20 protein-coding genes are annotated in these 22,279 nt (G+C 64.9%); 11 read left to right on the forward strand and 9 right to left on the reverse strand.

Features of this window, described 5'->3' with window-relative positions; all coding sequences use genetic code 11:
- Positions 1 to 55 precede the first annotated feature (55 nt).
- The 3 genes from ACNFCI_RS16780 to rarD all read left to right on the forward strand — a co-directional run bounded on the left by ACNFCI_RS16780 (position 56) and on the right by rarD (position 2,854).
- Positions 56 to 820, forward strand: coding sequence for a TOBE domain-containing protein (locus ACNFCI_RS16780; RefSeq protein ID WP_084856259.1), 765 nt, complete (start codon positions 56 to 58; stop codon positions 818 to 820).
- Between the two features lie 108 nt (positions 821 to 928).
- Positions 929 to 1,903, forward strand: coding sequence for a serine/threonine protein kinase (locus tag ACNFCI_RS16785; RefSeq protein WP_084856262.1), 975 nt, complete (start codon positions 929 to 931; stop codon positions 1,901 to 1,903).
- A 63-nt stretch (positions 1,904 to 1,966) separates the two neighbouring features.
- Positions 1,967 to 2,854 carry an EamA family transporter RarD gene (gene rarD, locus ACNFCI_RS16790; RefSeq protein WP_084856263.1) on the forward strand — a complete coding sequence of 296 codons (888 nt, stop codon included), beginning with the start codon at positions 1,967 to 1,969 and terminating at the stop codon, positions 2,852 to 2,854.
- Between the two features lie 248 nt (positions 2,855 to 3,102).
- Here the strand turns inward: rarD and ACNFCI_RS16795 are convergent, their stop codons facing one another.
- Entirely contained in the window at positions 3,103 to 3,621 is a 519-nt protein-coding gene (locus ACNFCI_RS16795) for a glycine cleavage system protein R (RefSeq protein ID WP_084856265.1), read from the reverse strand.
- 463 nt (positions 3,622 to 4,084) lie between these two features.
- Between ACNFCI_RS16795 and ACNFCI_RS16800 the strand changes: the two genes are divergently transcribed.
- A complete protein-coding gene (locus ACNFCI_RS16800; protein ID WP_084856267.1) occupies positions 4,085 to 6,262 on the forward strand; it encodes a malate synthase G in 2,178 nt (725 codons plus the stop codon).
- A gap of 157 nt (positions 6,263 to 6,419) precedes the next feature.
- On the opposite strand, the gene ACNFCI_RS16805 is transcribed toward ACNFCI_RS16800, so the two are convergent.
- Positions 6,420 to 6,872, reverse strand: coding sequence for a response regulator (locus tag ACNFCI_RS16805; protein WP_368829620.1), 453 nt, complete (start codon positions 6,870 to 6,872; stop codon positions 6,420 to 6,422).
- A 210-nt stretch (positions 6,873 to 7,082) separates the two neighbouring features.
- On the opposite strand from ACNFCI_RS16805, the gene ACNFCI_RS16810 reads away from it, so the two are divergent.
- The 7 genes from ACNFCI_RS16810 to ACNFCI_RS16840 all read left to right on the forward strand — a co-directional run bounded on the left by ACNFCI_RS16810 (position 7,083) and on the right by ACNFCI_RS16840 (position 15,166).
- The gene (locus ACNFCI_RS16810) at positions 7,083 to 9,020 is read left to right on the forward strand and encodes a putative nucleotidyltransferase substrate binding domain-containing protein (RefSeq protein ID WP_416768077.1); all 1,938 of its coding nucleotides are present in this window, start codon (positions 7,083 to 7,085) and stop codon (positions 9,018 to 9,020) included.
- Entirely contained in the window at positions 9,017 to 9,727 is a 711-nt protein-coding gene (locus ACNFCI_RS16815; protein WP_084856274.1) for a PolC-type DNA polymerase III, read from the forward strand. The genes ACNFCI_RS16810 and ACNFCI_RS16815 overlap by 4 nt, the downstream gene beginning before the upstream one ends.
- Positions 9,728 to 9,845: 118 nt before the next feature.
- Positions 9,846 to 10,364 (forward strand): RNA polymerase sigma factor, encoded by a 519-nt coding sequence (locus ACNFCI_RS16820; protein ID WP_084856276.1) that lies wholly within the window; start codon positions 9,846 to 9,848, stop codon positions 10,362 to 10,364.
- Positions 10,361 to 11,317: a FecR family protein gene (locus tag ACNFCI_RS16825; RefSeq protein ID WP_324812466.1), complete on the forward strand. Its 957-nt coding sequence runs from the start codon at positions 10,361 to 10,363 to the stop codon at positions 11,315 to 11,317. The genes ACNFCI_RS16820 and ACNFCI_RS16825 overlap by 4 nt, the downstream gene beginning before the upstream one ends.
- Positions 11,318 to 11,420: 103 nt before the next feature.
- The gene (locus ACNFCI_RS16830; protein ID WP_416768078.1) at positions 11,421 to 13,826 is read left to right on the forward strand and encodes a TonB-dependent siderophore receptor; all 2,406 of its coding nucleotides are present in this window, start codon (positions 11,421 to 11,423) and stop codon (positions 13,824 to 13,826) included.
- A gap of 54 nt (positions 13,827 to 13,880) precedes the next feature.
- Positions 13,881 to 14,993: a PepSY-associated TM helix domain-containing protein gene (locus ACNFCI_RS16835; protein ID WP_084856282.1), complete on the forward strand. Its 1,113-nt coding sequence runs from the start codon at positions 13,881 to 13,883 to the stop codon at positions 14,991 to 14,993.
- Positions 14,990 to 15,166 (forward strand): hypothetical protein, encoded by a 177-nt coding sequence (locus tag ACNFCI_RS16840; protein ID WP_172403005.1) that lies wholly within the window; start codon positions 14,990 to 14,992, stop codon positions 15,164 to 15,166. Before ACNFCI_RS16835 ends, ACNFCI_RS16840 begins: the two co-directional genes overlap by 4 nt.
- A 103-nt stretch (positions 15,167 to 15,269) precedes the next feature.
- On the opposite strand, the gene ACNFCI_RS16845 is transcribed toward ACNFCI_RS16840, so the two are convergent.
- The 7 genes from ACNFCI_RS16845 to waaF are packed head-to-tail and all read right to left on the reverse strand — an operon-like array spanning position 15,270 to position 22,239.
- Positions 15,270 to 16,712: a lipopolysaccharide kinase InaA family protein gene (locus ACNFCI_RS16845; protein WP_084856284.1), complete on the reverse strand. Its 1,443-nt coding sequence runs from the start codon at positions 16,710 to 16,712 to the stop codon at positions 15,270 to 15,272.
- Positions 16,712 to 17,464: a lipopolysaccharide kinase InaA family protein gene (locus ACNFCI_RS16850; RefSeq protein WP_084856286.1), complete on the reverse strand. Its 753-nt coding sequence runs from the start codon at positions 17,462 to 17,464 to the stop codon at positions 16,712 to 16,714. The genes ACNFCI_RS16845 and ACNFCI_RS16850 overlap by 1 nt, the downstream gene beginning before the upstream one ends.
- Complete coding sequence (locus ACNFCI_RS16855) at positions 17,461 to 18,204, reverse strand: lipopolysaccharide kinase InaA family protein (protein ID WP_416768079.1); 744 nt, start codon at positions 18,202 to 18,204, stop codon at positions 17,461 to 17,463. The genes ACNFCI_RS16850 and ACNFCI_RS16855 overlap by 4 nt, the downstream gene beginning before the upstream one ends.
- A complete protein-coding gene (rfaP, locus tag ACNFCI_RS16860) occupies positions 18,204 to 19,010 on the reverse strand; it encodes a lipopolysaccharide core heptose(I) kinase RfaP (RefSeq protein WP_084856290.1) in 807 nt (268 codons plus the stop codon). Before rfaP ends, ACNFCI_RS16855 begins: the two co-directional genes overlap by 1 nt.
- Positions 19,007 to 20,131 (reverse strand): glycosyltransferase family 4 protein, encoded by a 1,125-nt coding sequence (locus ACNFCI_RS16865; RefSeq protein WP_084856292.1) that lies wholly within the window; start codon positions 20,129 to 20,131, stop codon positions 19,007 to 19,009. The genes rfaP and ACNFCI_RS16865 overlap by 4 nt, the downstream gene beginning before the upstream one ends.
- Positions 20,131 to 21,189, reverse strand: coding sequence for a lipopolysaccharide heptosyltransferase I (waaC, locus tag ACNFCI_RS16870; RefSeq protein ID WP_196154458.1), 1,059 nt, complete (start codon positions 21,187 to 21,189; stop codon positions 20,131 to 20,133). The genes ACNFCI_RS16865 and waaC overlap by 1 nt, the downstream gene beginning before the upstream one ends.
- Positions 21,190 to 22,239 (reverse strand): lipopolysaccharide heptosyltransferase II, encoded by a 1,050-nt coding sequence (gene waaF / locus ACNFCI_RS16875; protein WP_084856296.1) that lies wholly within the window; start codon positions 22,237 to 22,239, stop codon positions 21,190 to 21,192. It abuts the gene before it with no gap.
- Positions 22,240 to 22,279: the final 40 nt, after the last annotated feature.

The raw sequence follows: 22,279 nt of genomic DNA on the forward strand, positions 1-22,279 counted from the left end.
TGCCTGCAGGCGAGCGGCACCGTCACTGCATCCTCACCACGACCGATACGCCACCATGTCCCTACCCGCCCTGCTCACCCAGCACATCGCCCGTCGCCCGCAGCGCATCGCCTTGCTGCAGCACGTCGCCGAACAGGGCTCGATCACACGCGCCGCGAAGGCTGCCGGCATCAGCTACAAGGCCGCCTGGGATGCCATCGACGAGCTCAACAACCTGGCCAGCCGCCCCTTGGTGGAGCGCAGCACCGGAGGGCGGGGCGGCGGCGGGGCGCGGTTGTCCGCCGAGGGCGAACGGGTCCTGCGTCTGTACCAACGGTTGCAGGCGCTGCAAGCACAGGTCTTCGAGGCGGCGGAAGAAAGCAGCGACCTCGACCTGCTCGGCCGCTTGATGCTGCGTACCAGTGCGCGTAACCAGCTGCATGGACAGGTCAGCGGGCTGCGCCGTGAAGGGCGGCATGACCGTGTCAGCCTGGACCTGGGCGGTAGCCTGGAAATCGAAGCGTTGATCACCCGCGACAGCACCGAGCGTCTGGAGCTGGCGCTGGGCACGCCTGTGGTGGCCTTGCTGAAGGCAGGCTGGGTGCAGGTGCTCGGCGAGGCTGACTCGGCCGCCGAGGGCAGCAACTGCCTGCAGGCCACGGTCGAGGACATGCTGGCCGATGACAACGGGCCCAGCGAGGTGCGATTGGTCCTGGGCAATGGGCAGACGCTCTGTGCGTTCGCCGAGACGCGCTGGCTGGAGCAGACCAAGGTCATCCCAGGCAGCCGGGTGCGGGCGCAGTTCCACCCGTCTTACGTGCTGCTGGGCGTGCCGCTGTAGCCCGACCATTTGCCGCGCACCCGCGAAGAGGCCTGCGCGAAGGCTCCCCAGCCCATTCCAAACCTGCGTTACCATGGCGTCCATCGCACCCTCGTGCCTGGAGCTTCCATGTCCCACCCCTTCGATACCCTCACCCCCGACCTGGTCCTGGATGCCGTGGAAAGCCTGGGCTTTCTCAGCGACGCCCGGGTGCTGGCGCTCAACAGCTACGAGAACCGCGTCTACCAGGTGGGCATCGAAGGGGCGCAACCGCTGATCGCCAAATTCTACCGCCCCGGCCGCTGGAGCGACGATGCCATCCTCGAGGAACACCGCTTCAGCGCCGAACTTGCCGAGTGCGAGGTACCGGTCGTCGCCCCGCTGCAGCACGACGGCCGCAGCCTGTTCGAACACCAGGGCTTTCGCTTCACCCTGTTCCCACGGCGGGGCGGCCACGCGCCGGAACCCGGCAACCTGGACCAGCTCTACCGCCTTGGCCAACTGCTCGGCCGCCTGCACGCGGTCGGCGCGGCGCGGCCGTTCGAGCACCGTGAAGCACTGGCAGTGGATAACTTCGGCCACGCCTCGCTGGAAACCCTGCTCGCCGGCGATTTCGTTCCCCGCGAGCTGCTGCCGGCCTTCGAGTCCGTCGCCCGCGACGTGCTCCAGCGGGTCGAAGCCATCTATGCACGCACCCCGCACCAGGTGATCCGCCTGCACGGCGATTGCCACCCCGGCAACCTGATGTACCGTGACGAGACGTTCCATATCGTCGACCTGGACGACTGCCGCATGGGCCCGGCGGTCCAGGACCTGTGGATGATGCTCGCCGGCAGCCGCGAAGAACGCATGGGCCAATTGGCCGAACTGATCGACGGCTACAACGAGTTCCATGACTTCGACCCACGCCAGCTGGCGCTGATCGAACCCCTGCGCGCCCTGCGCCAGTTGCACTACAGTGCCTGGCTGGCCCGACGCTGGGACGACCCGGCGTTCCCGCCCAGCTTCCCCTGGTTCGGCCAGCCACGTTACTGGGGCGACCAGATCCTCGCCCTGCGCGAACAGATCGCCGCATTGGATGAAGAACCGCTGAAATTGTTTTAGAAGCGCTGGGCGCTCTGTCTACAATAGGCGTGCTGTATTTAGTTACCTAAGCAAGGAATCTGCATGCACGCCGCAAACCCGCGTCGCGGGTATATCCTGGGCCTGAGCGCCTATATCATCTGGGGCCTGTTCCCCTTGTACTTCAAAGCCATCCAGAGCGTTCCGGCGGTCGAGATCATCGTCCACCGCGTACTCTGGTCGGCACTGTTCGGCTCGCTCCTGCTGCTGGTCTGGAAGCACCCGGGCTGGTGGCGCGAACTGCGCGACAACCCGCGCCGCCTGGCCATCCTGGCCCTGAGCGGGGCACTGATCGCTGGCAACTGGCTGACCTATGTCTGGTCGGTGAACAACGGGCGCATGCTCGAGGCGAGCCTGGGCTACTACATCAACCCGCTGGTCAACGTGCTGCTGGGCATGCTGCTGCTCGGCGAGCGCCTGCGCCGCCTGCAGTGGCTGGCGGTGGGGCTGGCGGCGGTGGGTGTGGCCCAGCAGGTCTGGCAGGTCGGTAGCCTGCCCTGGGTTTCGCTGGTGCTGGCGCTGTCGTTCGGCTTCTATGGCCTGATCCGCAAGCAGGCGCCGGTGGCAGCCCTGCCAGGGCTGGTGGTGGAAACCTGGATGCTGGTACCCCTGGCCCTCGGCTGGCTGTTGTTGCATCCAACGGCGACCAGCGCCCAGGCCGAGTTCTACACCAGCAGCGAAGCGCTCTGGCTGATGGCCGCAGGGCCGGTCACCCTGGTGCCGCTGGTGTGCTTCAACGCCGCCGCACGCCACCTGCCCTACACCACGCTGGGCTTCCTGCAGTACCTGGCGCCGACCCTGGTGTTGCTGCAGGCGGTGTTGCTGTTCGGTGAGCAGCTGTCCTCCAGCACCCTGATGGCGTTCATGTTCATCTGGGCGGGCCTGGCCATCTATAGCGTCGATGCCTGGTTGAGTTTGCGCAAGCGAAGCTGATCAAAAAACGATCAAGTCTCTGGAAGCCTCGTATTACGGGGCCTGCAGAGACATCTCCAAAGGTTATCCACACCCTCGTCCCCGTGCTTTGTGCACAAGCCCCTGATATCTGGACGTTTTTTGCTCAAAGCTCTGGAGCCTGCGAATTTCTTAGGCTGGGGAGGAGCGCCCCCAGGTTATCCACAGCACCGCCCCCATGATCTTGGGATAACCTCTTTCGCGGGTTTACCCGCGAACATACTCGGCGCTCAGTCTTCGGGCCGCAGCTTGAGCTCCACCATCAGGTCGTCGGCCAGGCTCTCCAGCCTGTGCTGCAGATCATCCAGTGACAGGGTCAGGGGCAGCGCCAGCAACGCATCGGCATGGAACAGCGGCTCGCTACTCATAGGCGCCGGCCTTACCTCGGTGGTGAAGCGCTCCAGGTTCACGCCTTGCTCGGCCAGCAAGCGGGTGATGTCCCGCACGATACCCGGCCGGTCGTTGCCCACCAGCTCCATGGCGATCGGCTTCCAGGTGCAGGACGGCTCGATGCCGCTCTCGGCGATCAGCACGCGGATGTCATGGCTGGACAGCTTGTGCAGGGCCTCGACCAGGTCATCGTAGGATTCGGCCGGCACCGCGACCCGCAGGATCCCGGCGAATTGCCCGGCCATCCGCGACATGCGACTCTCCAGCCAGTTACCGTTATGCTCGGCAATGCATTGAGCGATGCGTTCGACCTGCCCGGCCTTGTCGGGGGCGATCACTGTCAGTACGAGATGGTCCACGGGGCCGCTCCTCAGCTCTGCTAGTCAGGTGGCCGGCGCCGCTGCGCACGGCGAAATACGGGGGCATCGCAACAGTATAGGCAAGGCGCGGCAACCTGCCGCAGGGCGGTCCGCACAACGAATCGTGTACTGTTTCAAGATTTATCTGGAACAATCCACCTGTTTTTTGCGAACATAACGTCTCCCAGCGTGACCCTATGCGATCTGTTGGTCGCACAACGACGCTTTTAGTCTGATTCCACCCCGCCTACTGCTTCATGTAGTATGCCGCGGCGCGGACTACAAAACGTCGTTTGGATGTCTGCCAAGGCGCCTGTGAAAATACGCAACCCGCCCGCCGGCCCGTCTGGCGAGCCGCACCCAGCCGCGCTCACACACGAGGGCAAGTACTGGTGCCGTGTTTAGAGAAGCGCTACAGGCTTAATACAGAAGAGCGAAATAGCTGAGCAGAGTGAGGCAAGCAATGACTGGATACGTTCAAGTCGGTGGCCTTCAGGTCGCCAAGGTCCTGTACGACTTCGTCAACGACGAAGCCATTCCAGGGACCGGCATCGTCGCCGAGCAGTTCTGGGCGGGTGCGGAAAAGATCATCAACGACCTCGCTCCAAAGAACAAAGCCCTGCTCGCCAAGCGCGACGAACTGCAAGCCAAGATCGACGCCTGGCACCAGGCGCGCAAAGGCCAGGCCCATGACGCCGTAGCCTACAAGAGCTTCCTCCAGGAAATCGGCTACCTGCTGCCACAAGCCGACGATTTCCAGGCCACCACCCAGAACGTGGACGAAGAAATCGCCCACATGGCCGGCCCGCAGCTGGTGGTGCCGGTGATGAACGCCCGCTTCGCCCTGAACGCCGCCAACGCCCGCTGGGGCTCGCTGTATGACGCGCTGTACGGCACCGATGCCATCAGCGACGAAGGCGGCGCCGAGAAAGGCCAGGGCTACAACAAGGTCCGTGGCGACAAGGTCATCGCCTTCGGCCGCGCCTTCCTCGACGAAGCCGCGCCCCTGGCTGCCGGCTCCCATGTCGATTCCACCGGCTACCGCATCGAAGGCGGTAAGCTGGTCGTCGCCCTCAAAGGTGGCAGCAACAGCGGCTTGCGCGACGATGCCCAGCTGATCGGCTACCGTGGCGACGCCGCCGCGCCGACCGCAGTCCTGCTCAAGCACAACGGCCTGCACTTCGAGATCCAGGTCGACGCCAACACCCCGGTCGGGAGCACCGACGCCGCCGGCGTGAAGGACATCCTGATGGAATCGGCGCTGACCACCATCATGGACTGCGAAGACTCCGTCGCCGCCGTCGATGCCGACGACAAGGTCGTGGTCTACCGCAACTGGCTGGGCCTGATGAAAGGCGACCTGTCCGAGAACGTGACCAAGGGTGGCAAGACCTTCACCCGCACCATGAACCCTGACCGCGAATACACCGCGCCCGCTGGCGGCACCGTCACCCTGCACGGCCGTTCGCTGCTGTTCGTGCGCAACGTCGGCCACTTGATGACCAACCCGGCGATCCTCGACGGCCAGGGCAACGAGATCCCGGAAGGTATCCAGGACGGCTTGTTCACCAACCTGATCGCCCTGCATAACCTCAAGGGCAACACCACCCGCAAGAACACCCGCACCGGCAGCGTGTACATCGTCAAGCCGAAGATGCACGGCCCTGAGGAAGTGGCATTCGCCGCCGAGATCTTCAGCCGCGTCGAAGACCTGCTGGGCATGGCGCGCAATACCGTCAAGGTCGGCATCATGGACGAGGAGCGCCGTACCACGGTCAACCTCAAGTCCTGCATCAAGGCTGCCGCCGAGCGCGTGGTGTTCATCAACACCGGCTTCCTCGACCGTACCGGTGACGAAATCCACACCTCCATGGAAGCCGGCGCCGTGGTGCGTAAGGGCGCCATGAAGAACGAGAAGTGGATCGGCGCCTACGAGAACAACAACGTCGATATCGGCCTGGCCACCGGCCTGCAAGGCCGCGCCCAGATCGGCAAGGGCATGTGGGCCATGCCTGACCTGATGGCCGCGATGCTCGAGCAGAAGATCGCCCACCCGCTGGCCGGCGCCAACACCGCTTGGGTACCATCGCCGACCGCCGCCACCCTGCACGCCCTGCACTACCACAAGGTCAACGTGCAGGAGCGCCAGCGCGAGCTGGCCAAGCGCGCACCGGCCTCGGTGGACGACATTCTGACCATCCCGCTGGCGGCCGACACCAACTGGTCGGCTGACGAGATCCGCAACGAGCTGGACAACAACGCCCAGGGCATCCTCGGCTATGTAGTCCGCTGGATCGACCAGGGTGTGGGTTGTTCCAAGGTGCCGGACATCAACGACGTCGGCCTGATGGAAGACCGCGCCACCCTGCGCATCTCGGCCCAGTTGCTGGCCAACTGGCTGCGCCACGGCATCGTCACCCAAGAGCAGGTGCTTGAAAGCCTCAAGCGCATGGCCGCGGTGGTGGACAAGCAGAACGCCGGCGACGCCCAGTACCGCCCGATGGCCCCGAACTTCGATGACAACATCGCGTTCCAGGCCGCCATCGAACTGGTGATCGAAGGCGCCAAGCAGCCGAACGGCTACACCGAGCCAGTGCTGCACCGCCGTCGTCGCGAGTTCAAGGCACGTAACGGGCTGTGATACCCCAGGGGCGAATGCCTGTCAGTTAAGACCCCATCGCCGGCTTGCCGGCGATGGGCTGCGAAGCAGCCCCAAATGCAGCCGATAAGGCTTAACTGACTGGCGTTACCCGGGGCCGCCTTGCGGCCCTCATCACGGCCTTGTCCCGTGATTGCTTTTACGGGTCGAACCGCAACTCCTTCCTCACCAGCGCCACCAACTTCCCCAGGTCCACCGGCTTGAGCAGGAAGTCCACCACCCCCAGGTGCATCACATCCACCGCCTCCTTCACGTCGGTGTCGCCCGACACCACGATGATCGACAATTCCGCCCGCTCCGATTCGCGCACCAGCCGGATCAACCCCAGGCCATCCTCTGGCGCCATACGCAAATCGGTGATCATCAGGCCAATATCCCGGTTACCCCTGAGCTGCTCCAACGCTGCCTGTGCGCCGTCGGCAGACAGGCACTCAAAACCCTTCGCCTTCAGATAGAGGCAAAGGGCCTCGCGGGTCGCAGCATCGTCATCCACCACCAGCACCACCTGCGGCGGAGCAGAAGGCGCGCTCACCCTGGCCAAGGCTTCGCGCTCGGCGTCACTCAGGATCTCGTCATGCTCAGCCATGGTCATCTCGTCAAAAAAATCCCGTTGCTGAAAGTTGAGACCGCAAAACACCGCTATGCAAGCTGCCTTTCGTCGTCTATTTGACACCCAAGCGCCTCCGGGCAGCGCGCGCCGCAGCTTATAGACTTACGTCCAATGGGCACCGCAAGGCCACCGGCCGACCATGGAGCCTTAGAACAACAGGGCCTGCAACGGTCCCCCCAAGCGGTCAGTTCCATGAGCAAGAAGGACGCCTACAGCCAGGCCGGCAGAACGGCGGTTCTGCAAAACATTCAAGGCACCCTGCAGTTCCTGCAGCGCTTTCCGCCGTTCAACCAGATGGAGCACAGCCACCTGGCCTACCTGGTGGAGCAGTGCCAGCTGCGTTTCTACGCCAGCGGCGAAAGTATCATCAAGCCGGCCGACGGCCCGGTGGAGCATTTCTATATCGTCAAGCAGGGCCGGGTGGTCGGCGAGCGCCAGCACGTGACCAAACCGGGCGTGGAGACCACGTTCGAGATCGCCAGCGGCGAATGCTTTCCGCTCGCCGCGCTGCTCGGGGAACGGGCCACCCGCACCGAGCACCTGGCAGGCGAAGACACGTTCTGCCTGCAACTGAACAAGGGCGCGTTCATCCGCGTGTTCTCCCTCTCGGAGCCCTTCCGCGACTTCGCCCTGCGCGGTGTCAGCAGCCTGCTCGACCAGGTCAACCAGCAGGTACGCCAGCGTGCAGTGGAAACACTGGGAACGCAGTATTCGCTCAATACCCCGCTGGGTGAACTGGCCATGCGCCACCCGGTGGTCTGCGCGCCACAGATGCCCCTGCGCGAAGCCGTGGGGCTGATGCATGAGCAGCAGGTCGGCAGCATCGTGATCGTCGACCCGCAGCGCTTTCCCATCGGTATCTTCACCCTGCGCGACCTGCGCCACGTCGTGGCCGATGCCAGCGCCGAACTGACCGCGCCGATCGAGCGCTACATGACCGCGCAGCCGTTCTACCTCAGCCCCCAGGCCAGCGCCTTCGACGCGGCCATGGCCATGACCGAGCGGCATATCGCCCATGTCTGCCTGGTGGACAACCAGCGCCTGTGCGGCGTGGTCTCTGAACGTGACCTGTTCTCCCTGCAGCGGGTCGACCTGGTGCACCTGGCCCGCACCATCCGCCACGCCCCGCGCCTGGAGAACCTGGTGTCGCTGCGCGGCGAGATCGGCCAATTGGTCGAGCGCATGCTCGCCCATGGCGCCTCCTCCACCCAGATCACCCAGATCATTACCCTGCTCAACGACCACACCGTGTGCCGGGTGATCGAGCTGGCCCTGGCCGAACGCGGCGACCCGGGCGTGCCGTTCAGTTGGTTGTGCTTCGGCAGCGAAGGCCGGCGCGAGCAGACCCTGCACACCGACCAGGACAACGGGATTCTCTTCGAGGCCACCGATGCTGCCGAGGCCGAAGCGATCCGCGTCCGCCTGCTGCCACTGGCGCAGTACATCAACCAGTGCCTGGCTCAGTGCGGCTTCACCCTCTGCAAGGGCAACGTGATGGCCGGCAACCCAGAACTGTGCCTGTCTCGCAGCGAATGGGCGCGACGCTTCAGCGGCTTCATTCGCGAAGCGAGCCCGGAGAACCTGCTCGGCTCGAGCATCTACTTCGACCTGCGCGTGGTCTGGGGCGATGAGAGCGGTTGCGAACAGCTGCGCCGCACCCTGCTCGAACAAGTGGCCGACAACCGCATCTTCCAGCGCATGATGGCCGACAACGCCTTGCGTCAGCGCCCGCCAGTAGGGCGCCTGCGCGAATTCGTGCTGACCCGCCAGGGCAATGACAAGGCCGCTACCCTCGACCTCAAGGTTCAGGGCCTGACACCCTTCGTCGACGGCGCCCGGCTGTTGGCACTGGCTCATGGCATCAAGGCCTGCAACACCCTCGAGCGCCTGCGCCACCTGGTGGCCCGCGGCATCATCGACCCATTGGACGGCGCCGCGTACGAAGAGGCCTATCATTTCATCCAGCAGACCCGCATGCAGCAGCACCAGCGCCAGAGCCGCGACAACCTGCCCTACTCCAACCGGCTGGATCCAGACAGCCTCAACCACCTGGACCGGCGCATCCTGCGCGAGTCCCTGCGCCAGGCCCAGCGCCTGCAAAGCAGCCTGGCCCTGCGGTACCAGCTATGAACCTGCTCGCCTGGCTGCGCCCGGCCCTGCCGGAGCTCGACAACACCCTGCGCCAGCGCCTCGCGCGCTTGCCCAAGGCGCCGACCTTGGGCGTTTCGTCCCTGCGCGAGCAACGCTGGGTGGTGCTGGATCTGGAGACCAGCGGCCTTAACGTCAACCGCGACCAGGTATTGTCGATCGGTGCGGTGGCCATCGAGGACGGTGCCATCGACCTGGGCCAGCAATTCGAACGCACCTTGCACCGGCCGGCCCAGAAGACCAACGCCAGCGTGCTGATCCACGGCCTGGGCCCAAGCGCCCTGGCCGCCGGCTGCGACCCGGCCCACGCGCTGCTCGATCTGCTGGAGTTCATCGGGGACAGCCCGGTGCTGGCCTTCCATGCGCCGTTCGACCAGCGCATGCTGGCCCGGGCGCTCAAAGATAGCCTCGGCTACCGCCTGCAGCACCCGTTCTTCGACATGGCCGAGCTGGCCCCCATGCTCAACCCCGACACCGTGCTGCGCGAGGCCAGCCTGGACGACTGGATTGCCCGCTTCGGCCTGCAGGTAGAAGAGCGTCACCACGCCAGTGCCGATGCCCAGGTCACCGCCGAACTGGCCCTGATCCTGTTCAGCCAGGCCCGTCGCCAGCAGCTGGACAGCCCCCTGCAGTTGAACCTGCGCCTGCAGCAGTGGCGTCGGCGCAAGGCGCACCAGTACAGCCTGTAGGAGCGGGCTAATCACCAGGCATCTATCCGATAAGCGTCAATTGCACCCTGTGCCCCGGCTCTGTCACAATCGCGAATAATTATCGTTAGTTAACGCATTCATTCCCGGGAGACGCTTCTTGTCGTCTGCGCAGAGCCCACATGCCGAGCTGGTCGGTACCCTGTACCGCGACCACCGCGCCTGGCTGCTGGCCTGGCTGCAACGCAGCACGGCCTGCCGCCAGCGCGCCGAAGACCTGAGCCAGGACACCTTCGTGCGCCTGCTCGGTCGCGAGCAGCTGGTCACTCCCCGCGAACCCCGCGCTTTTCTCGTTGCCGTGGCCAAGGGCCTGCTGTTCGACCACTTCCGCCGCGCCGCCCTTGAGCAGGCCTACCTGGCGGAGCTGGCGCGCCTGCCGGAGGCAGAACACCCCTCCCCTGAGCTGCAGCACCTGATCCTCGAAGACCTCAAGGCCATCGACCGCCTGCTCGGCAAACTGTCGAGCAAGGCTCGCGCGGCCTTCCTGCATAACCGCCTGGACGGCATGGGCCATGCCGAGATCGCCGAACGCCTGGGGGTGTCGGTGTCACGCGTGCGCCAGTACATCGCCCAAGGCATGCGCCAGTGCTATGTGGCCCTTTATGGGGCGCCGCTGTGAACAACGCGCCGGTGTCGGCCAGGGTCCTGGATGCCGCCATCGCCTGGAAGCTGAGCCTGGACGAAGGCCGCTGCACCCCAGACGAACGCAGTGATTTCCTGCGCTGGCATGCCGCCAGTGAGGAACACGCCCGTGCCTGGCACCAGCTGGGCATGCTCGACCAACGCGTGAGCGCTGCCGCCGGCCCCGCCCGCCAGGCACTGCTGCAATCGCGGGCAGACCTGCGCAGGCGCCTGGGCGGGTTCGGCGGCGGCTTGGCCGGGGTGCTGTTGCTGGGTGCGCTGCTGCTCGGCATCGCCTCGCCATCGCTGTCGCCGGGCTATTGGCTGGCTGACCAGCGCACCGGCACCGGAGAGCTGCGTACACTGCGCCTGGAAGACGGCACCCTGCTGAGCCTGAACACCAATACCGCGGTGGATATCGACTATGCAGGCTGGCAACGTTTGATCGTCCTGCACCAGGGCGAGATCTCCGTGGAAACCGGCCATGAAGACACCCGGCCGTTGCTGGTGCGCACCGACGATGGACGCCTGCGTCCCCTGGGTACGCGCTTCCTGGTCAAGCGCGAGAGCCAGGGTACGCGCCTGGAAGTGCTGCAGTCGGCGGTAGCCGCCAGGCCATCCAACAGCAGCGACGAGCAGGTTCTGCGCGAAGGCCAGCAAGTACTGATGACCGTCGATGGTCTTGGCCGGGTCGACCCGGTAGCCATGGGTGCCGATGCGTGGACCCGCGGCATGCTGGTGGTCGACAACGTGCGCCTGGCCGACTTGGTCGCAACGCTGGGCCGTTACCGCAACGGCCACCTGGGCGTTGCCGACGAAGTGGCCGACCTGCGCGTGACCGGCAGCTTCCCGCTGACCGACACCGACCTGGCCCTGGCGTCGCTCATGCCAGTGCTGCCGGTGAAGATCGAGCGGCATACGCCCTGGTGGGTAACCATCAGCGCCAAGTAACAGCCCCTAGGGGCCGCCATCATTTTTTTCGAAAGCCTCTGTCACTTTTCCATTCTCGCTCGGCAAGGAAGCAACTAGCACTTATCCGTCGAGGAGCCGCTGCATGCCCCGTGCCGTTGATTCTTTCCTGCGCCCAAGCCTGATGGCCCTGGCCATCGCCCTCGCTGTCCCGCTGGCCAGCCCCGCCCTGCAGGCCGCCGAGCAGTCGACCCTGCGCGCCTATGACCTGCCCAGCGCCCCGTTGGCCAGCACCTTGACCCGGATCGCCAGCCAAGCCGGCATCGCCCTGGCGCTGGACCCGGCCTTGGTGGATGGTCGCAGCTCCGCCCCGGTCAACGGCCAGTACGACGCCCTCGGCGCCCTGCAAGCCGCCCTGCGCGGCACCGGCCTGCAGTTGCAGCAAAGCAGCATGGGCAGCTACAGCCTGGTGGCTACGCCGGAAGGGACACTGGCGTTGCCAGAGACTGCGATCAATGCGACTTCCGACTATGAAAGTGCCTGGGGTGTCTCCAGCGGCTACGTGGCCACGCGCACTGCCGCGGGTACCAAGACCGACACACCAATCGTCGAGACCCCACGCTCGATGACCGTCATCACCCGCCAGCAACTGGATGATCGCCAGGTACTCAACCTTAATGACGCCCTGCGCTACACCGCAGGCGTGCAAAGCAGCGGTTACGGTTCGGACTCGCGCGCCGACTGGCTGCGTGTGCGCGGTTTCGATCCGACCCAGTTCCTTGATGGGCTGCCGCTGCCCAAGGGCTCGTTCGCCAATCCCAAGGTCGAGCCATGGAACCTCGAACGCATTACCGTACTGCGCGGCCCAGCATCGTCGGTGTATGGGCAGACACCACCGGGCGGCATGCTCGACATGGTCAGCCGTCGTCCACAGCTTGAGAGTAAGCACCAGATCGAAGCCCAGGTGGGTAGCAATGAACACAAGCAGATCAACTTCGACAGCACCGGCAAGATCGACGACGAGGGCAAGTTTTTCTACCGTGTGAGTGGTGTGGTGCGTGACAGCAATTCACCCATTGACCACATCCCAGACAAGCGCTACAACATAGCACCCAGCCTGACCTGGAACATCGACGACGATACCAAGCTGACGTTCATCTCCCAGTACACCCGGGACGATACCGGTATAACCGGCCAGTTCCTGCCGCTACAAGGCACCAAACTGGACGGCCCGACCGGCAAGATTTCCCACCACAAGAACCTTGGCGAACCGGACTGGGATTTCTACGATCGTACTTACTACGCGTTGGGCTATGCCTTCGAACACCGTCTGAACGACACTTGGCAGTTCCGCCAGAACCTGCGTTACACCAAGAGCGATCTGTCGTTCCAGGCCGTGCAGGTCGCCACCATCAACAACATCGATGCCGATGGCAACGTCAATCGTGAGTCGGGTATCGTCAACGAAGACATCAGTCAGTTCGCCGTCGACAACAACTTCCAGGCCGACTTCCAGACCGGCGATATCAGCCACATCGTGCTGCTGGGCCTGGACCATCAGCGTTCGAATACCAACTATCAATGGCTGTATGGCATGGGCGTGCCTCCGATCAACGTCAACCGCCCGGTATATGGCGCCGACCTGTCGAATGTCACCTACTTCGCCATGCAGGACTTCCAGCAGAAAACCCATCAGACCGGTGCCTATGTCCAGGACCAGATGTCACTCGACAACTGGCGCCTGACCTTGGGTGGTCGTGAAGACTGGATTCACACCGGCACTGTGTTCCACAACAGCGCCGACGCAACCAATACCCAGCGCGACAAAGCCTTCAGCGGCAACGTCGGCCTGAGTTACGTTTTCGACAACGGCATCACGCCGTACTTCTCGTACACCGAGTCGTTCCAGCCGGCCAGTGGTGCCAACGTCAACTCCACGGAGTCATTCAAGCCAACCGAAGGCCGTCAGTACGAAGTGGGTGTGAAATACCAGCCAGTCGGAACGGATACGCTGCTCACTGCAGCCGTGTATGACTTGAAGCAGCAGAACGTGAGCGTTACAGAAGGCAGCATCACCCGCCAGGTAGGTGAACTGCAGGTTCGCGGCTTGGAACTGGAGGCCTCCACTCAGGTGACCGAGAGCCTGAAGGCCATTGCCTCGTACACCTATACCGACACCGAGATCCTGAAGGGTGACGACAGAGGCAACCGCATGGCGCTGATCCCGCGCAACCAGGCAACCCTGTGGGCCGATTACACCTGGCACAGCGGGCCACTGGACGGCTTCGGCATTGGCGGTGGCGTGCGCTATGTGGGCGATACCTACGGCAACACCGCCAATACCGAATTGGCCCATGTGGGTTCGTACACGGTATACGACGCTTCGGTGCACTACGACCTGGGCCGCCTGGACAACAGCATGAAAGGCCTTACGGTAGCCGTGGAGGCGAAGAACCTGTTCAACAAGGACTATCTGGCCAACTGTGACGGTTACTGGTGCTACTACGGCGACGAGCGCAGCGTGGTCGCCAGTGTCAATTACAAGTTCTGAGTGAACCGGGCCGTTTTGCGGCCCCAGCCTCCAACAGGCAAAACCGGTACCACGATGAAAAGCCAAACCATCCGCCGCTGGTCGGCGATCCATACCTGGAGCAGCCTGGTCTGCACCCTGTTCCTGCTGTTGCTGGCCCTGACCGGCCTGCCGCTGATCTTCCACCACGAATTGGAGCACCTGCTGGGCGACGCCCCCGAGCTGCGCGAAATGCCCGCCCATACCCCACACCTGGACCTGCAGCAACTGGTGCTCAAGGCCCAGGCCCATCGCCCCGGCGAAGTGGTGCAGTATTTCGGTTACGACGAGGATGACCGCAACGGCGTGATCGCCATCACGGCAGCCACGGCCGGTACCGAGCCGAATTCGTCGCACACCTTCATGCTCGACGCCCGCACGGGCGAAGCCGTTGCTATGCCTGCAGCCAACGGCGGCTTCATGATGACCATGCTGCGCCTGCACGTGGACATGTTCGCCGGCCTGCCGGGCAAGCTGGTGCTGGCGTTCATGGGGGTGCTGTTCGTGCTGGCGATCGTCTCTGGTACCGTGCTCTACGCGCCGTTCATGCGCCGCCTGACGTTCGCCACGGTGCGCAACGACCGCTCACGCCGGCTGCGCTGGCTCGACCTGCACAACCTGATCGGCGTCGTCACCCTCACCTGGGCGTTGGTGGTCGGCGTCACCGGTGTGATCAGCGCCCTCTCCGACCTGGTCATCGCCGCCTGGCGCAACGACAGCCTGGCGGCGATGGTCGCCCCCTACCACGATGCCCCGCCGCTCACCGAGCGCGCGCCGGCCAGCCGCCTGCTGGACATCGCCACCCAGGCCGCACCGGGCATGCAGCCAGACTTCATCGCCTTCCCGGGCACGCGCTTTTCCAGCGAGCACCACTATGCAGTGTTCATGAAAGGCGCCACGCACCTGACGTCGCATCTGCTGACACCGGTACTGATCGATGCCCGCACGCTGGCGGTCACGGCCGTCGGTGAAAGGCCCTGGTACATGGACACCATGCTCCTGTCGCAACCGCTGCACTTTGGTGACTACGGCGGCCGGCCGATGCAGATCCTCTGGGCAGTGCTCGATGTGCTGACCATCATCGTGCTCGGCAGTGGGGTTTACCTGTGGTGGGGTAAGCAGCGCAAGGCACGGGAGGTGACGGCATGAGCCACAGGTCGCAGCCGACGCGGCAGATCTTTGCCTGGCCCATGGCGATTGCCGTGCTCGGTGCCGGAGGGTTGTTCGCCGCGCTGTTGGGGGACGGCGGGTGGGATGTGCTGGCGTGGGTGGGGCTGGGGATACCGGCAGTGCTGGGGCTTCGGGGGCTGTGTTGGAAGTGAGGCCCTAGGGGGCCGCTTGGCGGCCCTTTCGCGGCACAAGGCCGTTCCTACAAGCCCTGTGGAGCGGCCTTGTGCCGCGAAAAGGCTGCAAAGCAGCCTCTGATTACTCGCCCAACCGCGGCAACAGCTCATCCAACCGTCGATGCAGCGCACTGTCACTGGGCCAGTTGCGCAGCATCCGCGCCCGGTCCCGGGTGTACGCCGGGGCGAAGCTCAGCTGGGTGGCGTGCTGGCACATGGCATCCAGGTCGATCAGCGACCACTGGCCATCCTTCCAGAACAGGTTGTGACCCTTGAAGTCGCCATGGCTGATGCGCTCGTGAATCAGCTGCTGCATCAGGTGCACCAAGGCCTGCACCTGCTCCTGTGGCGCATCGCCGCTTTCCACGTAGGGCCCGAAGCACTCGATCAGGTCCGGCCCGTCGACATACTCGGTCACCAGGTAGGCGCGGCTGCGCAGGCCCATCACCCGCTGCTCCAGCACCGCCAATGGCCGTGGCGTGGCGATGTCGAGGAACTCCAGGCGATGGCCTTCGATCCACGAGTGCCAGGCGCGGCTCGGACGCCAGAAGCGCTTGAACCAGTGGGCGGTGTTCTTGATGTTGTAGCGCTTGAGCACCAGGGTGCGACCACCCACCTCGATACGCGCCACGCTGGCCGCACCACCGGTTTTGTACAGGTGGCCTTCGTCGATCAACGCATCGGCCTGCTCCAGTACCGGCAACAGCGCCTCACGCTCAGACCGGCGAACCGCCCGCAATCCGGACAGGCTGCGCTCGACGCTGAACAGCGTGCACTCGCGCCCGGCCTTTTCCAGGTAGTCCTTCAGACGCCAGTTGCGCACCTTGTCGATCTGCTTCTGCAGCGCCTCCAGCGGCAAGGCATGTTCGGCGTTGGCCAGCAGGTAGTGCACCAGCAGCTCTTCGATGAACGGCTCCAGGCGCTTGGGCAACTGGGCGAACAGTACGCCCAGGTTCTCCAGCACCTTCTGGCGCGACAGTTGCTGGCCTGGGGCTTCGGCCTTGATGCCCGCGCCGTCGATCAGGTACAGCTTGCCGCCATGGCGCAGCAGGTTGTCCAGGTGCAGGTCTTCCTGCCACAGACCCTTGGCATGCATCTGCGCCACGGTCGCAAGGGCTTCGCCCAATACCAGCTGTTGCTCGTCGGCCAGCACCGGCAGGTTTTCGACATTGGCCCAGGCGTCGGCAAGGCTCTGTGCGCCCTCGAGGAATTCGAACAGCAACCAGCCGCCCTCACCTTCCTTGAGGCCGTCTGCCAGCAGTTGCGGGGTCGTGAGACCCTGACCGGACAGCAGCTTCACACCCTCCAGCTCACGCTGGAAATGGCGGGCGGCATTGCTGCCCACCAGCAGCTTGGCCAGTACCGGGGTGCCACGCCAGATGCCGGCGCCGACATAGCGCTGGCCCGGCAGCACGCGCAGCAGGCTGAGCAGCTGCAGGTCGGCACTGCCGGCGGCGTCGGCCAACGTCACGGTCAGGGGCAGCGATGGGCTGCGCCCGGCGTTCTTCAATTCGGACAGTTGCATCAGCGCGCCTCCTTTTCACGGCGGCGGCGCACCAGGCGCTGCAGCCAGGTATCGACCAGCGTACTGTCTGCCGGCTGTTCAAGATAGGCCGCCAGCAGGCTGCGCACATCCGCTTCGCTCCAGGCACCCGCGCGGCGCAGCAAGGGCTCGAGGTCCTTGAGCCGGTCGCGCATGCCGAACAGCAGCGGGCGGGTCTTTTCCAGGTCGATCAGTTGAGCCTGCCAGCCTTCGCGACGTTCACGCAGGAAGATGTGCTTGGGATAGAAACAGCCATGCACCTGGCCTGCAGCGTGCAGGGTACGGGCCAGCTGGCCGCACGCCTGCAGAATGCCCAAGCGGCTGGCGGCATCGAACTGCGGCCACTGGGCAAGCAGGCTGTCCAGGTCACGCCAATCGTCCAGGGCACGGGTCATGAGGATGGCCCGATGCTGGCCGTTACCCTTGCGTTCACCATAGAACACCGCCTGCAAGGCGGGGATCTTCAGCTTCTGGTAACGGCTGATGTTACGAAACTCTCGGGCGAAGGTCGGCTCGCCGAACGGGCGGTGCAGGGTGCGGGTGAGGTAGTCGCTCTGGCGCTTGAGATAGAACCCTTTACCCTCGAGCTCAAGACGAAAGACGCTGCTCCAGCCGCCACGGCCGGTGTTGGGTTCGTCCACGGCGTCCAGTTGCAGCGCCCACAGCGCCTCGAAGTCGTTCAAGCCATGACGTTGCAGCAGCGCCTGGTCGGCGCTGGCCAGGTAGTCGGTCATTCCCTTCCCTCGAAAAAGCTCACCACCTGGCGAATGCACTGCTTGTCCTTGGCCGTGAGCCGTTTCTGCTCACGGTATTGCAGGTAGAAACGCAGGCGTTGGGTCGATGACAGGTGGTATTTGGCGACCTTGTCCAGGCATGCCAGGTCCTTGATCAGGCGGTGGCGCAGCATGCAGGCGCGGCAGCCGCGCCAGAAGTCGCCGGTGGGACAGTCGATGAAGAACACCGTGGCGTTGTCGTCCACCAGCAGGTTGCGCCACTTCAGGTCATTGTGGGCGAAACGGTGCGCGTGCATCACCCGGGTGTGGCGCGCCAACTGGCGGCTGACATGGTCGACCCAGGCGCGGTCGGCCAGCCGTGGGTCGTTACGCTCGGCCAGGGCCGAGAGGTCCTCGGTGCGCGGCAGCTCGCGGGTGATCATGGCACCGCGGCCGAAGGCCAGGCCGTTGCGCTCGAGGCCGTAGGCCACCACTTCGGCGGTGGGAATATCCCATTTGGCGAACTGCTTGAGGTTCTGCCACTCGGCCTTGATTCGCGGGCGGCCAACATAGCGGCGCAAGGCCTTGCCAGCGCCGGTGTAGCGCTTGACGTAGTAGTTGATCCCGTCGCGCTCGATGCGCACCACTTCGCTGAGCGGGTCGCGGGTCAGGCGTTCGCCCTGAAGGGCGAACACCGCATCCAGACTGCCGAAATCCGCCGCCAGGCCTTCGTAGCCTGGTGCCAGTGTCCAACCCGCCATCAGAGCGCATCCCCATAGCGTTGCTTGCGATCGTAGAGTTTCTGCGCCTTGCGTTCGAGCCAGGCGAGCAGCGCGGCCTCGTCGGCCAGCACCTGGCGCAACGGGCGCTGGAAGTAGCCACGCAAAAAGCGCAGCTTGTCGCGGCGGGTCAGGCCGATGTCCAGGGCCGAGAAATACAGGGCGGCCAAGTCTTTGTCACGCCAGCGGCGGGTGATGCTGGCACGGGTCTGGGCACGGTGCAGATCGATCACCGACAGTTTCAGGCCCTCGGGCGTCACCGGTCGGTCGGTGTGCAACAGGAAATGGCAGATATAGCAGTCGCGGTGGTTGACCCCGGCACGGTGCATGCCACCGGTCATCTTCGCCACCTCGGCGATCAGCGCCCACTTCAGGCGTGGTTGCGGCGGCTGCCTGACCCAGTCGAGGCTGAAGTCTTCCAGGCTGATGGTCGGCGCAAGCTCTTCGGTGACGATGAACGAATGCTGCGTGGCCGGGTTGCTGCCGCGCTCGCCATAGGCCACCGCGGTCATGGTCGGCACGCCGACTTCATGCAGGCGCTGGATCGCCCGCCACTCCTGGCCGGCACCGAGCACCGGCAGCTTGGCGCTGAACAGGTTCTTGAAGATCTCGCCCCAGCCGATGCCACGGTGGATCTTGACGAAGTAGCCCTCACCGTCCACCTCGGTGCGCAAGGTGCGCCGGCCTTCGAGTTCACGGAACACTTCGCCCTGCAAGCCTTCCACGGCCTCGAAGGGATCGCGTCCGGCCCACAAGCGCTTGAAGGGTTCGGCCAGTATCAGCTTCATGCGGCCTCCTGCCCGAGGATCACGTCGGCAGCATGCTGCGGCATGCTGTACAAGTCGGCGGTGTCGGCGAAGGCCAGCCCGTTGCGCGACCAGTCGGCGCGAGCCTGGGCATCTTCGAGCATGCGCTGCAGGTAGCGGTTGAGCTGGTCCTGCTCGAACGGCTCGTCCAGCACCAGGCCGCTGTCGGCCTCGGCGATGTAGTGGGCGTAGCCGCACACCTGGGACACCAGCACCGGCAGGCCGGCGACCAGCGCCTCGAGCAGCACGGTGCCGGTGTTCTCGTTGTAGGCCGGGTGGATCAACAGGTCAGCCCCAAGCAGGAAGCGCGGGATGTCGCTGCGCCCCTTGAGGAACTGCACCTGCTCGCCCAGGCCGAGCGTGGCGCTCTGCAACTGGAATACCTTGGGGTCGTCCTGGCCGATCACCATCAGCCGGGTACGCTTGCGCAGGGCCGAAGGTAGCGCGGCCAGGGCCTTGAGGCTGCGGTCGACGCCCTTGGTCTTGAAGCCCGAGCCGATCTGCACCAACAGCAGGTCATCATCGCCCAGGCCGAATTCCTTACGAAAATCGGCGCGGATCGCATCGGCGTCGGCAGGGCGGCGGCGGTCCTGGGAAATACCCGGTGGCAAAAGGTGGAAACGCTCCACCGGCGTGCCGTAGTGCTTGATGAACAGCGGCTGCTGCACTTCGGAGATCATCAGCACCTCGGTGTGGGCATCCTTGGCGAACACCGCCCGCTCGTATTCGGCGAAGTGGCGGTAGCGGCCCCAGCGACGGTACAGGCCGCCACGCAGGGTCTGGGCCTTGTCTTCGAAGCAGCCGTCGGCGGCGTAGTACACATCCAGGCCGGGCATCTTGTTGAAGCCGATCAGGCGGTCGACCGGGCGCTTGGCAAGGTCGGCGGCCATCCAGGCGCTGAGCTTCTCGTTGCGCCGATGGTTGAACAGCGCCTTGACCGGCGCCACCAGCACCTCGAAACCCGGTGGAATGTCACCTTCCCAGATCAACGTGTAGACACGGATCTGGTGCCCCCGCTTCTGGCACTCCAGGGCGATGCGCATGAAGTCGCGCTGCAGCCCGCCGAAGGGGAAATATTTGTAGAGCACGAAAGCCAGTTGCATCAACGAACATCCTCAGCCAGCAGCAACGCGCTCAAGCGGCTCGCCACATGCTCGGGATTCAGGCGAGTGAAGCACAACGGCCACTCGCGTTTGAGATCGAACCGGCGCAGGTCTTCGGCGCTCGGTTTATAGGTGCACTTCTTCTGCAGGCAAGGCGCGCACGGCCAATCGCTGGCCTGGTGGACCTGGCTGCGCCCGTAGGCGCCGGTAAGGCCCGGGTTGGTCGGGCCGAACAGCGAAATGGTCGGCACATCCAGCGCCGCCGCCAGGTGGCCAAGGCCGGTATCCACCGCCACGCAGGCCTTGGCTGCCGCCAGCACGCGTGCGACCCCCGCCAGGTTCAACTTGGGCAGTACTTCGCAGTTCTTCAAGCCCTGGGCGATGCGCTCGGCGCGTGCCTTCTCCGCAGGGTTGCCCCAAGGCAGGCGCACCTGCAGGTTACGCCGGCCCAAACGCTCGGCCAGCTCGCGCCAGTAGGCCTCGGGCCAGTGCTTGGTGGCCCAGGTGGTGCCATGCAGGAATACCACGTAGGGCGCGGCAGGTGGCAGTTGCAGGCGGTCGAGGTCCAGGCCGTAGCGGCCAAGGCCTTCGGGCAGGTCGTAGGCCAGGGCCAGGGCGAACAACTGGCGCACCCGCTCCACTGCATGCTGGCCGACCGCGACCGACAGGCGCCGGTCATAGAAGCGGCTGGCCCAGCCTTCGCGCGCCGAATAACGGTCCAGCCCGGCTACCGGCGCCTTGACGTAGCGGGTCAGCCAGGCCGACTTGACCAGGCCCTGGGCGTCGATCACCAGGTCGTACTTGCGCTCGCGCAGGCGCTGCTTGAACGCCTTCCACTCGCCGCTCTTGAGCGTCTGCCAGAGGTTCTTGCGCCAGCGGCGAATAGCCACCGGGATGACTTGGTCGACGGCAGGATGCCAGCTGGGGATCTCCGCGAAGCCTTCTTCCACCACCCAGTCGAAGCGGATGCCGGGAATGGCGTGGGCAGCATCGGTGATAGCCGGCAAGGTGTGGATCACGTCTCCCAGGGAGGACGTCTTGATGATCAGGACCCGCACTTAGTCGACCTCGGCCATGACATCGATCAGGTTCGGCCCGCCCAGGCGCGTGAGCGCGGCGATCACCTGCGCCGGCTCGAGCAGGCGCAGGCAGTTGTAGTGGCCAAAGCGGCAGGTCCGGTCGAAACAGGGGCTGCACTCGATGCCCAGGCGCACGATTTCCACATGCTCGGCCAGCGGCGGCGTGAAGCCCGGCGACGTAGAACCGTAGACGGCCACCAGCGGGCGGTTCAACGCGGCTGCCACGTGCATCAGGCCCGAGTCGTTGGACACCACCGCATCGGCGCACGACAGCAGGTCGATGGCCTCGGCCAGCGAAGTTTCCCCCGCCAGGTTATAGGATTCTTCACGGAACCCTGGGATCAGCCGGTCACGGATCGACTCACCCACCGGGTGGTCGTTCTTCGAGCCGAACAGCCATACCTGCCAGCCCTGGCGGATCATCGCGTCGGCCACTTCGGCGTAGTGCTCGGCCGGCCAGCGCTTGGCCTCGCCGAATTCGGCCCCCGGGCACAGCGCCAGCACCGGGCGATCCAGTGCCAAGCCGAACTTGGCCAGGGCAGCGTCGCGGCTCTGCGCTTCGATCTGCAGGCTCGGTCGCGGGTAGGGCTGCGGCAACTCGGCGCCGGGCGCGTAGGCCAGCGCCATGAAGCGCTCGATCATCAGCGGGTAACGGGCCTTGTCCAGCTTGCGTACGTCGTTGAGCAGGCCGAAACGCATCTCGCCGCGCCAACCGGTGCGCTTGGGTATGCCGGCGAAGAACGGCACCAACGCGGATTTCAACGAGTTGGGCAGGAGGATCGCCTGGTCATACTGGCCCGCCAGCGATTTGCCGATACGCCGGCGCGTGGCCAGCTCCAGCGCGCCATGGCCGAGCGGGAAGCTCAAGGCTTGGCGCACCTCGGGCATGCGTTCGAGGATCGGCCGGCTCCACTCGGGAGCCAGCACATCGATCATGCATTCGGGGTGCTGCTGCTTCAGGCACTGGAACAAGGTCTGCGCCATCACCATGTCGCCGACCCAGCTGGGGCCAATGATCAGTATTCTCATGCTTGGTCCAGAAACGTTCGGGGAGGCCCGGCGCTGGCCT

This window comes from Pseudomonas sp. NY15356, from assembly GCF_048068175.1.
Classification (GTDB): Bacteria; Pseudomonadota; Gammaproteobacteria; order Pseudomonadales; family Pseudomonadaceae; genus Aquipseudomonas; species Aquipseudomonas putida_K.

What these genes read in the sequence shown, in the direction of transcription:
- ACNFCI_RS16780 (WP_084856259.1), top strand. Translation starts at nt 56, where the DNA reads ATGTCCCTACCCGCCCTGCTCACCCAGCACATCGCCCGTCGCCCGCAG.
- ACNFCI_RS16785 (WP_084856262.1), top strand. Translation starts at nt 929, where the DNA reads ATGTCCCACCCCTTCGATACCCTCACCCCCGACCTGGTCCTGGATGCC.
- rarD (WP_084856263.1), top strand. Translation starts at nt 1,967, where the DNA reads ATGCACGCCGCAAACCCGCGTCGCGGGTATATCCTGGGCCTGAGCGCC.
- ACNFCI_RS16800 (WP_084856267.1), top strand. Translation starts at nt 4,085, where the DNA reads ATGACTGGATACGTTCAAGTCGGTGGCCTTCAGGTCGCCAAGGTCCTG.
- ACNFCI_RS16805 (WP_368829620.1), bottom strand. Translation starts at nt 6,872, where the DNA reads ATGACCATGGCTGAGCATGACGAGATCCTGAGTGACGCCGAGCGCGAA.
- ACNFCI_RS16810 (WP_416768077.1), top strand. Translation starts at nt 7,083, where the DNA reads ATGAGCAAGAAGGACGCCTACAGCCAGGCCGGCAGAACGGCGGTTCTG.
- ACNFCI_RS16815 (WP_084856274.1), top strand. Translation starts at nt 9,017, where the DNA reads ATGAACCTGCTCGCCTGGCTGCGCCCGGCCCTGCCGGAGCTCGACAAC.
- ACNFCI_RS16830 (WP_416768078.1), top strand. Translation starts at nt 11,421, where the DNA reads ATGCCCCGTGCCGTTGATTCTTTCCTGCGCCCAAGCCTGATGGCCCTG.
- ACNFCI_RS16835 (WP_084856282.1), top strand. Translation starts at nt 13,881, where the DNA reads ATGAAAAGCCAAACCATCCGCCGCTGGTCGGCGATCCATACCTGGAGC.
- ACNFCI_RS16840 (WP_172403005.1), top strand. Translation starts at nt 14,990, where the DNA reads ATGAGCCACAGGTCGCAGCCGACGCGGCAGATCTTTGCCTGGCCCATG.
- ACNFCI_RS16845 (WP_084856284.1), bottom strand. Translation starts at nt 16,712, where the DNA reads ATGCAACTGTCCGAATTGAAGAACGCCGGGCGCAGCCCATCGCTGCCC.
- ACNFCI_RS16850 (WP_084856286.1), bottom strand. Translation starts at nt 17,464, where the DNA reads ATGACCGACTACCTGGCCAGCGCCGACCAGGCGCTGCTGCAACGTCAT.
- ACNFCI_RS16855 (WP_416768079.1), bottom strand. Translation starts at nt 18,204, where the DNA reads ATGGCGGGTTGGACACTGGCACCAGGCTACGAAGGCCTGGCGGCGGAT.
- rfaP (WP_084856290.1), bottom strand. Translation starts at nt 19,010, where the DNA reads ATGAAGCTGATACTGGCCGAACCCTTCAAGCGCTTGTGGGCCGGACGC.
- ACNFCI_RS16865 (WP_084856292.1), bottom strand. Translation starts at nt 20,131, where the DNA reads ATGCAACTGGCTTTCGTGCTCTACAAATATTTCCCCTTCGGCGGGCTG.
- waaF (WP_084856296.1), bottom strand. Translation starts at nt 22,239, where the DNA reads ATGAGAATACTGATCATTGGCCCCAGCTGGGTCGGCGACATGGTGATG.